Origin of the sequence: Mesorhizobium sp. M0678 (genome assembly GCF_040320505.1) — a bacterium.
In the GTDB taxonomy this organism is placed as follows: domain Bacteria; phylum Pseudomonadota; class Alphaproteobacteria; order Rhizobiales; family Rhizobiaceae; genus Mesorhizobium.
Window position 1 is genome coordinate 324,031 of the sequence record NZ_JAMYPT010000006.1, and the last position, 14,421, is coordinate 338,451.

Annotated in this window: 15 protein-coding genes; 7 read left to right on the top strand and 8 right to left on the bottom strand. The window is 62.7% G+C overall.

Translation table 11 applies throughout. The features are described from left to right. Positions 1–12 precede the first annotated feature (12 nt). Both rpmF and NKI29_RS14515 read right to left on the bottom strand, forming a co-directional pair. Entirely contained in the window at positions 13–195 is a 183-nt protein-coding gene (gene rpmF, locus NKI29_RS14510; RefSeq protein ID WP_006203806.1) for a 50S ribosomal protein L32, read from the bottom strand. Positions 196–334: 139 nt separating this feature from the next. Then, a complete protein-coding gene (locus NKI29_RS14515) occupies positions 335–1,093 on the bottom strand; it encodes a biosynthetic peptidoglycan transglycosylase (protein ID WP_031212144.1) in 759 nt (252 codons plus the stop codon). A 79-nt stretch (positions 1,094–1,172) separates the two neighbouring features. Here NKI29_RS14515 and NKI29_RS14520 point away from each other — a divergent pair, with 79 nt between their 5' ends. Next, positions 1,173–2,090 (top strand): polyprenyl synthetase family protein, encoded by a 918-nt coding sequence (locus tag NKI29_RS14520; protein WP_352457948.1) that lies wholly within the window; start codon positions 1,173–1,175, stop codon positions 2,088–2,090. A gap of 169 nt (positions 2,091–2,259) precedes the next feature. Here NKI29_RS14520 and NKI29_RS14525 read toward each other — a convergent pair whose 3' ends face one another. From NKI29_RS14525 to tkt, 3 genes are all read right to left on the bottom strand, one after another. Continuing rightward, entirely contained in the window at positions 2,260–4,149 is a 1,890-nt protein-coding gene (locus NKI29_RS14525; RefSeq protein WP_352571982.1) for a potassium/proton antiporter, read from the bottom strand. A 217-nt stretch (positions 4,150–4,366) separates the two neighbouring features. Continuing rightward, the gene (gap, locus tag NKI29_RS14530) at positions 4,367–5,377 is read right to left on the bottom strand and encodes a type I glyceraldehyde-3-phosphate dehydrogenase (RefSeq protein WP_023678507.1); all 1,011 of its coding nucleotides are present in this window, start codon (positions 5,375–5,377) and stop codon (positions 4,367–4,369) included. A 158-nt stretch (positions 5,378–5,535) separates the two neighbouring features. Beyond that, complete coding sequence (gene tkt, locus NKI29_RS14535) at positions 5,536–7,527, bottom strand: transketolase (RefSeq protein ID WP_352571981.1); 1,992 nt, start codon at positions 7,525–7,527, stop codon at positions 5,536–5,538. A 260-nt stretch (positions 7,528–7,787) separates the two neighbouring features. On the opposite strand from tkt, the gene NKI29_RS14540 reads away from it, so the two are divergent. From NKI29_RS14540 to NKI29_RS14555, 4 genes are all read left to right on the top strand, one after another. Next, positions 7,788–8,060: a DUF4164 domain-containing protein gene (locus NKI29_RS14540; protein ID WP_006200774.1), complete on the top strand. Its 273-nt coding sequence runs from the start codon at positions 7,788–7,790 to the stop codon at positions 8,058–8,060. 4 nt (positions 8,061–8,064) lie between these two features. Further along, a complete protein-coding gene (locus NKI29_RS14545) occupies positions 8,065–8,430 on the top strand; it encodes a cell division protein ZapA (protein WP_023678510.1) in 366 nt (121 codons plus the stop codon). 174 nt (positions 8,431–8,604) lie between these two features. Continuing rightward, entirely contained in the window at positions 8,605–9,264 is a 660-nt protein-coding gene (locus tag NKI29_RS14550) for a peroxiredoxin (RefSeq protein ID WP_023678511.1), read from the top strand. Between the two features lie 150 nt (positions 9,265–9,414). Then, positions 9,415–10,287 (top strand): MBL fold metallo-hydrolase, encoded by an 873-nt coding sequence (locus tag NKI29_RS14555; RefSeq protein WP_352571980.1) that lies wholly within the window; start codon positions 9,415–9,417, stop codon positions 10,285–10,287. Between the two features lie 182 nt (positions 10,288–10,469). Here the strand turns inward: NKI29_RS14555 and NKI29_RS14560 are convergent, their stop codons facing one another. The 3 genes from NKI29_RS14560 to NKI29_RS14570 form a co-directional block, all read right to left on the bottom strand. Beyond that, positions 10,470–10,979, bottom strand: a complete 510-nt coding sequence (locus NKI29_RS14560; protein ID WP_352796552.1) for a hypothetical protein — start codon at positions 10,977–10,979, stop codon at positions 10,470–10,472. Positions 10,980–11,317: 338 nt separating this feature from the next. Further along, positions 11,318–12,229 carry an RNA polymerase sigma factor RpoH gene (rpoH, locus tag NKI29_RS14565; protein WP_023678514.1) on the bottom strand — a complete coding sequence of 304 codons (912 nt, stop codon included), beginning with the start codon at positions 12,227–12,229 and terminating at the stop codon, positions 11,318–11,320. Between the two features lie 187 nt (positions 12,230–12,416). Next, positions 12,417–13,457, bottom strand: a complete 1,041-nt coding sequence (locus tag NKI29_RS14570; protein ID WP_352571978.1) for an RluA family pseudouridine synthase — start codon at positions 13,455–13,457, stop codon at positions 12,417–12,419. A 26-nt stretch (positions 13,458–13,483) separates the two neighbouring features. Here NKI29_RS14570 and NKI29_RS14575 point away from each other — a divergent pair, with 26 nt between their 5' ends. Next, positions 13,484–13,867: a fimbrial protein gene (locus NKI29_RS14575; RefSeq protein ID WP_352796554.1), complete on the top strand. Its 384-nt coding sequence runs from the start codon at positions 13,484–13,486 to the stop codon at positions 13,865–13,867. Further along, a complete protein-coding gene (locus NKI29_RS14580; RefSeq protein ID WP_352796557.1) occupies positions 13,864–14,271 on the top strand; it encodes a VOC family protein in 408 nt (135 codons plus the stop codon). Before NKI29_RS14575 ends, NKI29_RS14580 begins: the two co-directional genes overlap by 4 nt. The last annotated feature ends 150 nt before the right edge of the window (positions 14,272–14,421 follow it).

Genomic DNA, 14,421 nt, shown 5'->3' on the forward strand with positions numbered 1-14,421 from the left:
TCGAAAGCTCTATCAGCTTTCCTTCGGCTCCAGAACCTGGCGACCGCGATACATGCCGGTCTTCAGGTCGATATGGTGCGGACGGCGCATCTCGCCGGAGTTCTTGTCCTCGACATAGGTCGGGGCCTTCAGTGCGTCGGCAGAACGGCGCATGCCGCGCTTCGACGGAGAGGTTTTTCGTTTCGGAACGGCCATGGATATGCTCCACTACATGGTCAAAACGCCCCGGCGGCCCTCGTGAAAGGGCCACATCAGGGGCCGGAATCTGAGAAAGTCGGGTGCCTATACACGCCCGACAGCGTTTTGGCCAGCGTCGCCGTGTTTTTTTTTGACACTATCGCAGGCAACCGACATAGGCGCCGGCGCGGCCGGCGCGCCGTTCGATCAACGCGGCAAGCCGTCTCAGTCCCGGCCCGGGCTTCGCCGGATTGCGCACGATCGGATTCGGCAAGGTGACGGCAAGCAGCGCTGCCTGCCGCCGCGACAGCTGTTTTGCCGAGACGCCGAAATGATGCTGGGCGGCGGCCTCGATGCCGTAGATGCCCGGTCCCCATTCGGCGATGTTGAGGTAGATCTCCATGATCCGCCGTTTCGACAGCACCGCATCGAAATAGACGGCCAGCGGCAGTTCCACGACCTTACGGACCGAGCCCAACGGCCGCGACCATAGATAAAGATTCTTTACCGTCTGCATGGTGATGGTCGAGGCGCCACGTGTCATCTCGCCGGCGAGCGCATCGTCGACGACGCCGCGCAACTCGCCCAGATCGACGCCGCGATGGAAACAGAATTGCCCGTCCTCCGACATGATGACCGAATATGCCAGCACCGGCGCGACATCGTCGATGGAAACCCAGCGCCGATCGTAGCCAGAAAACGTCGCCAGGTCCTTCAGCATCAATGTCGACACCGGATGCACGAATGTCGGCAGGTACAGGAAGGTCAGCACCACCGGCACCAGCGCCAGCACGACCGCGACGGCGATGCCGCGCCGGACCCAGCGTTGAAGACCGATGCGGCTGCCGCGTCTCGGTCTCGCCATGTCCAACCCTTCGGTTTCGTGATCGACGATCGGTTCCGCCAAGCCACCCAGTCCGCGCTACTCCCTGCCCCCGGCATAATGGCGCTTGGCTTCTTGCGCAACGTCTGAGTGTCGGCTACCGCTCCCGACCATGACGAAAGACGACCAAATGGCGTTCGAAGCTGCACTTATTGCCCGGGCAGTTCCGCTCGAGGCGCTGCTGAGGCGGTTGCTCGACGGACGGACGCTTTCGGGCGAGGTCGCGCGGCCCGAACGCCTGATGGCGGCAATGCGACATGGCGTGCTGAACGGCGGCAAACGACTGCGTCCCTTCCTGGTCATGGAAAGTGCTGCACTGTTTTCAGCCGACGGCGAGGCGGCGCTGCGCGTCGCGGCGGCGCTCGAATGCGTGCACTGCTATTCGCTCATCCATGACGATCTGCCGGCCATGGACGACGACGATTTGCGCCGCGGCCAGCCGACCGTGCACAGGGCTTTCGATGAGGCGACCGCCATTCTTGCGGGCGACGCCTTGCTGACACTTGCCTTCGACATCCTTGCCGACGAGGCGACAATGCTGCCGGCCGAGCGCAGGGCAACGCTGGTGCTGGCACTGGCCCGCGCCGCCGGGGCGGGAAGCATGGTCGGCGGCCAGATGCTCGATCTCGAAGCCGAACAAAGCCGGCCGGACGAGGCCGGCATCATCCGGCTTCAGGCGATGAAAACCGGTGCGCTGATCCGCTTTGCCTGCGAAGCGGGCGCTATCCTTGCCGGCGCGCCGTCGGGCGACCGCGAAAGGCTGGCCGAGTTCGGCTCGGCGATCGGGCTTGCCTTTCAGCTTGCCGACGATCTGCTCGACCTGACCGCCGACGCGCATCAGATGGGCAAGGCGACCGGCAAGGATGCCGCGGCCGGCAAGGCGACGCTGGTCGCGCTGCACGGACCGGACTGGGCGCGGGGCCAGCTCCATGGCCTCGTTGACCAGGCTCATGCATTGCTCGAACCTTTTGGCGAGCAAGCTGCGCTTCTGAAACAAGCGGCGCAGTTCGTAGCGGCCCGCAACAATTAAGCGCGCCCCTATGGCGCGCCGGAGAATTGGCGACTGATCGGCCGGACGCCCTCGCAACCGGCCGATCGGGATCATTTCCGGCGATGTCGGACCACATGGACCCGCCACACCAGTTGCCGAGCCATTCTTCAGCCTCGCGGCAGGGTTCCGCGGCTCGGGTGGACAGCGGTCAGCCTTCGCCAGTTGTCTTTTCCACTACGGGCTGCGGAACCGGTCCCATCTCGGCCGCCGCCTCGACCGCCTGCGCCTCGGCCGGCTTGCGCCGGTTGCGGATGAAGGCGGCGATGCGGTCGCGGATTTCGCCGGCGCTGAGGAACACCGGAACGCGCGCCACCGGCGCGGTCGGCTCAAAGGACAGGCCAAGGCCGGTGATCCTGCCCTTGTCGTCGACGTCGCGGACGATCAGCTCGATCGGACCGAGTAGCACGCGGTCGGCGTATTCGGCGTGGCCGCCGAGCCGCGTAGTGACCAGGTCGCCAATGCTGAGCTTGCGTTCCGCTTCGGTCAGGCCCGGCGCGTAGGCGGTCTCCAGTTCCTCGGCGGGGCGTGACGGATCGACGGCGAAGGCCCCGAAGAAATCCGCGTCCTCGGGATCGACCACGGCACGGCTGGCGAACAGCTTGTCGAGCAGGCGCGGATAGCGGTCCGGCACGAAGATGTAGACATGGTCGCCGGCCGCGAGCCGGCCCATATCCTGGAAGCGCATCGAGCGTCCGTCGCGCAGCACCAGCGACGGCCGCGCCCAGCGCGGAATGCGTTCGCCGCGCGCCACCGGGCTGCCAGGTGCCACGCGGTAGGCGAGAAGCTCATGATGGGCGGAGCCCGGCAGTTCCAATTCGACCTTGTCGAGCGGTCCCAGGCGGGCCGGCACGATAAGGCCGAGACGGCGCGCCAGCGGCCCGACGGTCCATCCCTGGATGATCAGCGAGACCAGCACGATGATGAAGGCAGTGTTGAAGATGAGGCGGCCGTTCTCAAGACCGCCGAGCAGCGGCGTGATGGCAAGCAGGATCGACACGGCACCACGCAGGCCAACCCACGAGACGAAGGCGACTTCCGGGCGTGGCAGACGGAACGGCACCAGGCAGAGCCAGACGGCGATTGGCCGTGCCACAAATACCAGGAACAGGCCGAGCAGCACTGCCGGCACCAGGATCGCCGGAAATTGCGAAGGCGTCGCGAACAGGCCGAGGATCAGGAACATGATGATCTGCGCCAGCCACGACATGCCGTCCTGGAAGCGCTTGAGGATGGTGACGGCCCGGATATCGGAATTGCCGGCAATCAGGCCTGCGAGATAGACCGCCAGGAAGCCGGAGCCGCCGACGGCACCGGCGGCAGCGAACACCATAAGCGACAGCGTCAGCACGAAGATCGGCAGCAGGCCGTGATCGAGATTGAGGCGATCGACAAGGCGCACGATGGCCATGCCGCCGAGAATGCCGATGACCGCGCCGAGCCCCATATTGACAAGGAAGCCGACGGCAAGATCGGTGACCAGCACCTTGGCCTCGGGGTGGGTATTGGCGGCGATGACCTCGACCAGCGTGATGGTCAGGAAGATGGCGATCGGGTCATTTGTGCCGGATTCCACCTCGAGCGTGGACCGCACGCGCTCGCGCAAATTGATCTCGCCGGCGCGCAGCAGGAAGAACACCGCCGCGGCGTCGGTCGAGGCGACGGCGGCACCGAGCAGGAAGGATTCCAGCCAGGTCAGGTCGAGCAGATAATAGGCGGCGGCGCCGAAGAGCCCGGTGGTCAAAAGGACGCCGAATGTGGCCAGCGACAGCGCCGGCCCGGCCGCCTGCCGCAAGGCGTTGAGCGGCGTGCCGAAGCCGGAATCGAAAAGGATGACCGCCAGCGCCAACGAGCCGGCAAAATAAGCAACTCGGGCATTGTCGAAATGGATGCCGAGACCGTCGGTTCCGGTGGCGAGGCCGATGCAGAGAAACAGCAGCAGGAGAGGGGCGCCGAAACGGAAGGCGATCAGGCTTGAAAACGCGGCGGCAACGACAAGTGCTGCGCCAACGAGCGTCACAAGATAGATACCATGCTCCATTCGTTGGTCGCCCCTAGTCGATATGCTCCGGCATCACGGGAGAGTGGGGCGAAGACATGGCCGCTGCAAGGCAGCAGCGTGGCTTTTTGCCCCACGCTGCCGATCGTCGAAAGTTTTGGCACCCCCGAGCAGCGGAGCGTGCCTCGGCGGTTCGTGCTGCAATGAAAAACGCCCGGACTGAGCCGGGCGTCTCCAGGTCGAGAAGCTGGCTCTGCGATCAGGCGATGGTCTTGCCGAAGGCGACGGCGGTATCGCCCATGCGGTTGGAAAAGCCCCACTCATTGTCGTACCACGACAGCACCGAAACGAAGTTGCCGTCCATGACCTTGGTCTGGTCGAGCGCCACGATCGAGGAATGCGGATCATGGTTGAAGTCGATCGAAACATTGGGGTGACGGGTAACGGCGAGGATGCCCTTCAGCTTGCCGTTCGAGGCGGCGATCACCGCGTCATTGATCTCCTGGACGGTGGTCGGCCGCTTGGCGATGAACTTGAAATCGACGAGCGAGACGTTCGGGGTCGGCACCCGGATGGAGATGCCGTCGAGCTTGCCCTTGAGTTCGGGCAGTACCAGGCCGATGGCCTTGGCAGCACCGGTCGAGGTCGGAATCTGCGACAGCGCGGCGGCGCGGGCGCGGTAGAGGTCCTTGTGCATGGTGTCCAGCGTCGGCTGGTCGCCGGTGTAGGAATGGATCGTCGTCATCATGCCCTTCTCGATGCCGACCGCCTCATTCAGCACGGCCGCCAGCGGCGCCAGGCAGTTGGTGGTGCAGGAGGCGTTCGAGATGACGATGTGGTCCTTGGTCAGCTTGTCGTGATTGATGCCATAGACGACGGTGAGATCGGCGCCCTCTGCCGGAGCGGAGACGAGAACGCGCTTGGCACCGGCGGTCAGATGGGCGACGGCCTTGTCGCGGGCGGTGAAGATGCCGGTGCATTCGAGCGCGATGTCGATGCCAAGCTCCTTCCAGGGCAGTTGCGTCGGATCCTTGATCGCGGTGACCTTGAATTTTTCCTTGCCGACGATGATCTGGTCGCCGTCAACCGTCACCTCATGCGGAAAGCGGCCATGCACGCTGTCGAAGCGCAGCAGATGGGCGTTGGTCTCGACCGGGCCGAGATCGTTGACCGCGACGACGTCGATATCCTTGCGGCCGGATTCATGGATGGCGCGCAGGATGTTGCGGCCGATGCGGCCGAATCCGTTGATGGCAACTCTGACGGTCATTGTTCTCTCCCTGGGAGTTGGAGGCCGAAGATCAAGTCCGCAGCTTCATAACGGCGGACGGGCAAAGAATCCAGCCGCCGAGGCGTGGATTTAAATCGATTAGTGCTCCACCGCCCGGCAAAACCGCTATGCCAGCCTTTGCCGGGCGGGGCTCACTTTCATTTGCCATGCAGACGGGCTTCCGCCGCCTTCACCGTTGCCTCGGCTGTGATGCCGAAATGCGGGTAGAGCTGTTCGATGGTGCCGGAGGCGCCGAAGCCGGTCATGCCGACAAAGATGCCGTCGGTGCCGATGAAGTGATCCCAGCCCTGACGGATGCCGGCTTCGATGGCAATCTTGAGCGGCGCATTGCCAATCGTCCTGCTGCGATAGTCGGCGCTCTGCTTGTCGAACAATTCGAAGCACGGCACCGAGACGACGCGGGTCGCGTGGCCGTGCTTTTCCAAGGCCTCGCGGGCGGCCAGCGCGATCTCGACCTCGGAGCCCGAAGCGAAGATCGTCACCGCCGCCTCGCCACTGGCGGCGGCAAGTTCATAGGCGCCGCGGCTGGAGAGGTTTTCCGCAACGAAGTCGTTGCGTACCGTCGGCAGGTTCTGCCGGGTCAGCGCCAATGTCGAAGGCGTCTTTTCCGACTCAATGGCCAACTGCCAGCATTCCGCGGTTTCCACCGCGTCGGCGGGGCGGAAGACATTGTGGTTCGGAATGGCGCGAAGTGCTGCCAGATGCTCGACCGGCTGATGGGTCGGGCCGTCTTCGCCAAGGCCGATGGAATCATGGGTCATGACGAAGATCGAGCGGATGCCCATCAGCGAAGCAAGCCGCATCGCCGGACGGGCATAATCGGAAAAGCACATGAAAGTGCCGCCGTAGGCGATAATGCCGCCATGCAATGTCAGCCCGTTGAGCGCGGCTGCCATGCCGTGCTCGCGAACGCCGTAATGAACGTAGCGCTGGCCGTAATCGTCGGCGGTGATGTTCTTGGTCTGGCTAGTCTTGGTGTTGTTGGAGCCGGTCAAATCGGCCGAGCCGCCGATGGTTTCGGGCACGGCGCCGTTGATGACCTCCAGCGCCATTTCCGATGACTTACGGGTGGCGACCTTCGGCTTGTCGGCGACGAGCTTCTTCTTGTAATCGCCAATGACGGCGTCGAAGTTGGCCGGCAGCGTGCCACTGATGCGGCGTTCGAACTCTGCGCGCAATTTGGCATCAGCCTTGGCAAGCCGGCTTTCCCAGTCGGTGCGCGCCTTGACGCCGGTCCGCCCGGCGGTACGCCATGCGTCGAGGATATCGGCCGGAACCTCGAAGGGCGGATAATCCCAGCCGAAGAATTTTCTGGCGCCAGCGATTTCCTCGGCGCCGAGCGGCGAGCCATGCGCCTTGTTGGTGCCGGCCTTGGTCGGCGCGCCGAAGCCGATGGTCGTCTTGCAGGCGATCATCGTCGGCTTGTCGGAGTGGCGGGCCGCTTCGATGGCATAGGCGATCGCTTCCGGGTCCTGGCCGTCGATATGGCTGGCATTCCAGCCGGACGCCTGGAAGCGGGCGACCTGATCGGTGTTATCGGCGAGCGACACCGGGCCATCGATCGAGATGTTGTTGTTGTCCCAGAAGACGATCAGCTTGTTCAGCTTCAGATGCCCGGCAAGCGCGATGGCTTCCTGGGATACGCCTTCCATCAGGCAGCCGTCGCCGGCCAGCACATAGGTGTAGTGGTCGACGAGATCTTTGCCGAAAGCGGCATTCATGATGCGCTCGCCGAGCGCGAAGCCGACCGAATTGGCAAGGCCCTGGCCGAGTGGGCCTGTCGTCGTCTCGATGCCGGCGGCATGGCCGTATTCCGGGTGGCCCGCCGTCCTCGACCCCAATTGGCGGAACTGCTTGATCTGGTCGATGGTGATGTCTTCGTAGCCGGTCAGATAGAGCAGCGAGTAAAGCAGCATCGAGCCGTGGCCGGCCGACAGGATAAAGCGGTCGCGGTCCGGCCAATGCGGGTTTTTCGGATCGTATTTGAGAAAGCGGGTGAACAGCACCGTGGCGATGTCGGCGCAGCCCATGGGCAGTCCGGGGTGGCCGGAATTTGCCTTCTCGACGGCGTCCATGGCGAGAAAACGGATCGCATTGGCCATCCGGTCATGTTGTTCGCGCGAGGTCATGCTTCCTCCAAAATGGGGGTTTGGGCCTTGGGAAAGCCCTTGAAAAGGGTGCGCGACACATAGCAGGCGCGGCCTTTTAGTCAACAAATCGGTGTGCTTTTGCCGGTCTTGTGATGGCCATGCGCGACTTACATTAGCGTTAGCAGGGGACAGTCGCGACAGCTTTATTGACGTGCGGTTCACACGACGCGTAATGTTTCAGGGATAACGCGTTCTGAACGTGGATGATTCGGTGATGGGCAGGGCGCAGGACGAAAGCCATGACCGGGGAAACGACCCTCAAAGAAGTCATTGCCAGGCTGGGTAAGGCCATCGAAGGGCTGGAAAACGCCGTCGCGGCCAAGCTCGAGCACGAGCGGGACTATTCGGAAGCCGAGGCCGAAGTGCAGCGGATGAACGCCGACCGCTCGCGGCTGGCGCAGGAACTCGACAATTCCGAGGCCCGCGCCGAACGGCTGGAAGATGCCAACAAGGAAGTGTCGCGAAGGCTGGTGACAGCCATGGAAACCATCCGCGCGGTACTGGACAGGTAGGCTAATGGCACAAGTCACGGTTTCCATTGACGGCAAGCAGTATCGGATGGCCTGCGACGAGGGCCAGGAAGAGCATCTGATCGATCTTGCCGAGCGCTTCGACCGCTATGTTTCGCATCTGAAGGATTCTTTTGGCGAGATTGGCGACCAGCGGCTGACCGTGATGGCCGGCATCATGGTCATGGACGAGCTTTCGGAACTGCAAAAGCGGGTCAAGGGCATGGAAAGCGAAGTGCTGACGCTGCGCAAGACGCGCGACGACGCACTGACCAAGGCCGACAAGAACGATTCCGCGCTGACCGGGGCGCTCGGCGCGCTGGCCCAGCGCATGGAAGACCTGGCGACGACGCTGGCAGTGAACAAGGCCTGAGCCAGCGCAGCGAAAATTCCTGCGGCATTTGCCGAGAAGCAATGAAAATATTTCGCCGCCGGCCTTGATGCCGGCGCAACAGGCATTTGAAGGATGACGCCGGAGTGATAGAAAGGCAAAAGCAGCGCCGGTCAACGCCGGCTGCGATCTGCACTCACAGGGTAGGGACACGCCATGAGCCTTCGTATCAACGATATCGCACCGGACTTCACCGCTGAGACCACGCAAGGACCGATCAGCTTCCATGAATGGATCGGCGACGGCTGGGCAGTATTGTTCAGCCATCCGAAGAACTTTACGCCGGTTTGCACGACCGAACTCGGCACGATGGCCGGGCTCGAAGGCGAGTTCAGGAAGCGCAACGTCAAGATCATCGGCATCTCGGTCGATCCCGTCCAAAGCCATGAAAAGTGGCAGAACGACATCAAGACCGCGACCGGCCATTCGGTGAACTACCCGCTGATCGGCGACAAGGATCTCAAGGTCGCCAAGCTTTACGAGATGCTGCCGGCGGGTGCCGGCGAGAGCTCGGAAGGCCGCACGCCGGCGGACAATGCCACGGTGCGCTCGGTCTACGTCATCGGGCCCGACAAGAAGATCAAGCTGGTTCTCACCTACCCGATGACGACCGGCCGCAACTTCGACGAAATCCTGCGCGCCATCGATTCCATGCAGCTGACCGCCAAGCACCAGGTGGCGACGCCGGCGAACTGGAAGCAGGGCGAGGACGTCATCATCACCGCTGCCGTCTCGAATGAAGATGCCATCAAGCGTTTCGGCGCCTACGAGACAATCCTGCCATATCTCAGGAAAACCAAGCAGCCTTCCGCCTGAGCAGGCAGAGGCGGCACGGAGAATTTTCGGTTTTCTTGGCCGTATGAGCATGGGGTGCTTGACGGCGCCTGGTTGACGGACAACCATGCCTTTCATTTGCCGTGGCAGAGAAAGTCATTCCTGCCACGGTGAGGATCAAGGGGGCTGGGATTGGACGCATTATCGGCCAGGTCGCAGGTCACCGGCTTCTATGACAAGCCGAGCGGGTCCGTCCAGTATGTGGTCGCCGACATGGCGACCCGCAAATGCGCCATCATCGATCCGGTGCTCGACTTCGACGAAAGGTCCGGTACAACGGCAACGAAAAATGCCGACGCCCTGCTCGACTTCGTCAGGGAAAGCGGGCTGGAGGTCGAGTGGATCCTCGACACGCATCCGCATGCCGATCATTTCTCCGCCGCCCATTATCTGAGGGGGAGAACCGGAGCGCCGACGGCAATCGGCGAAAAGGTCATCGACGTCCAGAAATTGTGGAAGGTGATCTACAACTGGCCGGAATTCCCCGCCGACGGTTCGCAATGGGACAGGCTGTTCGCCGACGGCGCAACTTTTTCGGTCGGCCGCCTTCCGGCAAGAGTGCTGTTCTCGCCGGGCCACACACTGGCCTCGATCACTTACGTCATCGGCGACGCCGCCTTCATCCACGACACGCTGTTCATACCGGACAGCGGGACCGCCAGGACAGACTTTCCCGGCGGCAGTGCCGAGCGGCTCTGGCACTCGATCGAGGACATCCTGGCGCTGCCGGACGAGACACGTCTGTTCGTCGGTCACGACTACCAGCCGGGCGATCGCGAAGCGCGCTGGGAAAGCACGGTCGCGGAGCAGAAAGCCGGCAACATCCATGTTGCCGGCTGCAAGACGGAAGCCGACTTCGTCGCGCTCCGCCAAGCCCGCGACAGGACGTTGCCGATGCCGCGGCTGATCCTGCACGCGCTGCAGGTCAATATGAATGGCGGACGCCTGCCGGAACCGGAATCCAACGGGCGGCGCTATCTGAAATTTCCGCTCGATTGCCTGTGAGGAGATGGGTCGCTGGCATTACAGTGCCATTCAAACTCGGCGCCGCCCTCATCGTTCTGCGATGGTCATCCAAGTTATTGATCCTGATTCGATTTTTGCGATGTTTGAATCCGAGAGGTCCATGCGGGAAGACGGTGGTGGCAGCCGGATGAGGAGCAGCGCAGACGCCAGCCAGTCCAGCGTCAGGGTTTTGTTCGGCGGGCTAAATGTTCATACGTGATTTGCCAAGGATCGCTCTCGGAAGATCTTTCCTCGCCGATCCAATGGATGCTGGTGGCAGTGATCTCAGTGAAACGCCATCGAGTTTGCAGACCGCGCGAGTCATTGCCGAGCTGGACAATGTCCTTACCCTCGGCCCGGCCGATCTGGCGCGAGCGATCCTGGTTGAGCGGGTCGTTCCATATGATATGCCAGCCATCGATCCCAGGGTCGAAGATGCGCAAGGTCGTACCATACATCGTCGACGGCGCAGGGCGCTTGGGCCTGATCCAAACGTCCTGAATCGCGCGGCCTTCGAGCACCCAGCCAAAATGGCATTCGCCATCCCATTTTTGGATTGCGCCGTCGTCGAGGTAGTGGACCGAGTCCATTTCCCAGCTTCCAATTAGCCATCCATACAGGGCCATGTCTTTCGCTCGGTCGGCTGGCGGACCTTCGGATCCGAGAGCGGCCAGGAACGGAGAAATGGTCATCGTCACACTGCCTTTCGTTTTCAATAGGCTCAACTGCCCGGCGCGGCCCCGGCGCCCGTTGTCGCCCCCGCCTGTCGCAAGCGCCGGGTTTTGAAATGCCCCGGTCGGCGCGGAACATTGCCGCTACAGCTTGCAGCGTTGCGGTTTTCAGGGCTTGGGGAAAATTGCGATAATACCGCTGTGGATGAGATCGTCTGCGGACGCCATGGCGAGACTACTGAGCAATTACGACGGCGGATCGGACATCCGCAAAAGGCGCCGCGGAACCGGCAACCCTCTAAAAAGAAACGGCGGCGCCAGTTACCTGACGCCGCCGTTATTTGTTCCCTTGGAAGGCCTTACGCCGCCGGCTGCGCCTCGATGGTGCGCAGCGCCTGCGTCTGGCGCTTGGCTGCGGCCTTGACCGCGTCCTGCACCTTCTCGAAGGCGCGCACCTCGATCTGGCGCACGCGCTCGCGGCTGATATCGAACTCGGCCGACAGCTCTTCAAGCGTCAACGGCTCATCGGCGAGGCGGCGCGCCTCGAAGATGCGGCGTTCGCGGTCGTTGAGCACGGCAAGAGCGCCCGACAGCATGCCGCGCCGGTTTTCCAGCTCGTCCTGCTCGATCAGCATCTCTTCCTGGCTTTCGTGGTCGTCGACCAGCCAGTCCTGCCATTCGCCGGACTCGCCTTCACTGGCCCGGATGGGCGCATTGAGCGAGGCGTCGCCCGACAGACGGCGGTTCATCGACACGACTTCCGCTTCCGAGACGTTCAGCCGGGTGGCAATCTCGGTGATCTGGTCGGGCTTCAAATCGCCTTCGTCGAGCGCCTGGATCTTGCCCTTCACCTTGCGCAGGTTGAAGAACAGGCGCTTCTGGTTGGCGGTGGTGCCCATCTTGACCAGGCTCCACGAGCGCAGGATGTATTCCTGGATAGAGGCCTTGATCCACCACATCGCATAGGTGGCGAGACGGAAACCGCGCTCCGGTTCGAATTTCTTGACGGCCTGCATCAGGCCGACATTGCCTTCCGAGATCACCTCACCGATCGGCAGGCCATAGCCGCGATAGCCCATGGCGATCTTGGCGACGAGCCGAAGGTGGCTGGTGACGAGCTTGTGCGCAGCCGTGGTGTCCTCATGCTCGGCATAGCGCTTGGCGAGCATGTACTCTTCCTGCGGCTGAAGCATCGGAAAGCGGCGGATTTCTTCCAGGTAGCGGCTGAGACCGCCTTCGCCGGAAACGATACTGGGTAATGACTGGGCCATGATAGCGCCCCCTCTCTATTGGAGTGATGCCCCCGAAACGCGGCGGGCATGTGGCGCGAATGCCAAAGGCACATTCGCGCCAACCGACATATATAGGAACAAAACCAGAAAGACAGGCATTTGTTCAACACGAAACAGTGTGTCACGTTGAAGTGAACAACGCCGGTCAGGTTTTCAGGTGGTTGGTTCAGAGCTTGCGGAAGCCGTCGACGAGTTCCTCCATGTCCCACGGTATCGGTGCTTCGAACCTCATCGTTAGATGGGTATCCGGATGCCGAAATGCAAGGAGGCGGGCGTGCAAAGCTTGTCGCGGAAACGCCTTTACCTTGCTTCTTAGCGGCTCGGGCAACCGATTGGCCTTGGTGCGGAAAGCCTGGCCGTATTCGGGGTCGCCAATCACCGGATGGCCGATATGGGCCATGTGGACGCGTATCTGGTGAGTGCGACCGGTTTCCAGCCGGCATTCGACCAGGCTCGCCGTGGCGAATTCCTGCTGCTGCTCGCCAAAGCGCTCAACGACGGTGAAATGCGTGACGGCGTGGCGGGCATCGTCGCGGCCTTGCGGCACCACGGCGCGGCGTACCCGGTCGGCGGCGCGGCCGAGCGGCGCGTCGACCGTCCCGGTCGGCCTTGCCGGTATGCCCCAGACCAACGCCAGATACGCCCGCTCGAGATCGCCGGTCAGGCCGTGGTCGGCAAAGGCCTCCGACAACGCCTTGTGGGCGCGATCGGTCTTGGCGACGACCATGACGCCGCTGGTCTCCTTGTCGAGGCGGTGGACGATGCCCGGCCGTCTCACGCCGCCGATGCCCGACAGGCTATCACCGCAATGATGGATCAGCGCGTTGACCAGCGTGCCGGTCCAGTTGCCGGCGCCGGGATGCACGACCAGCCCGGCCGGCTTGTTGATGACGATCAGCTCGCTGTCCTCGTAGAGGACGTCCAGCGCAATATCTTCGCCTTGCGGCTCCGCCGGTTCCGGCTCCGGCATGTCGACCGACACGCTGTCACCTTGTGCCATCTTGCGCTTCGTTTCGCTGGCTGGCCTGCCGCCGATCCTGACGGCGCCCTGCTTTATCAGCATCTGTACCCGGCTGCGCGACATGTCGGGGCCGAGCCTGGCCGCCAGCCATTGGTCGAGCCGCTGGCCGGCCGCATCAGCGCCCGCCTCCAGGACGATCGGTCCGGCCCCTATTAATTGTCTGACCTCTTCGTTATGAGCGCTCATCGAAAACAGTTCCGGAATCTGCTGCCATGGCCCGGCCGCTTGCCGACGAAGACGAGGAAAAGTCGCTCGACCCCGAGGTCGAAAAGGTGCGGAGGAAGCTCGTCCGCTTCGTCGCCATCAATCTCGGCCTGCTGTTCCTCGCCCTTATGGTGGTGATCGCAGCACTTGTCTACAAAGCGCGCAACGCGCCGCCTGCCGCCCCTCCGCTAAGCAGCGACATCCAGGTGCCGATCGGCGAAACGGTCAACGGCGACATCGTGCTGCCGGTCGGCGCCAGGGTGATCAGCCAATCGCTCTCCGGCAATCACCTGTCGATCGACGCCGAGCTGCCCGACGGCAGCCGCGCCATCTTCGTTTATGACATCACTGAGCGCCGTATCGTCGGGCGTTTTTCGATCAGGAACAAATGACCGGTTTTGCCGAACACCGCAGCATTGCCACGGTCGCGCTTGTCGTCGCAAATTATGACGAGGCGATCTCGTGGTATGTCGACCGGCTGGGTTTTGTCCTCACCGAAGATGTGGATCTCGGCGGCGGCAAACGCTGGGTCACGATCACGCCGCGCAAAGGGCAGGGCGCGCGGCTGCTTCTCGCCGAAGCATCCGGCGAAGCGCAAAGGCACGCCGTCGGCAACCAGACCGGCGGGCGGGTCTTTTTGTTCCTCGAAACCGACGATTTTGCCCGCGACCATGCGCTGATGCTCGAAAAAGGCGTCGAGTTCCGCGAAGCTCCACGCCACGAGGCTTATGGCACGGTCGCGGTTTTCGCCGACCTTTATGGAAATCTCTGGGACCTTATCGAGCCAAAACGCTAGGCTTGCAGCGGATATTTCACCGGCGCGATCGGCAGCCTTAAGCCTAGTGTCGGTAGCTTTTCAAGTTGTCCGGTTTTTGTAGCACATCAGATGTCCGCTTCTGTTTGTTGCAGGAGGTGCGTCGAAGCGGTTCACGCCGCACTCCTGATC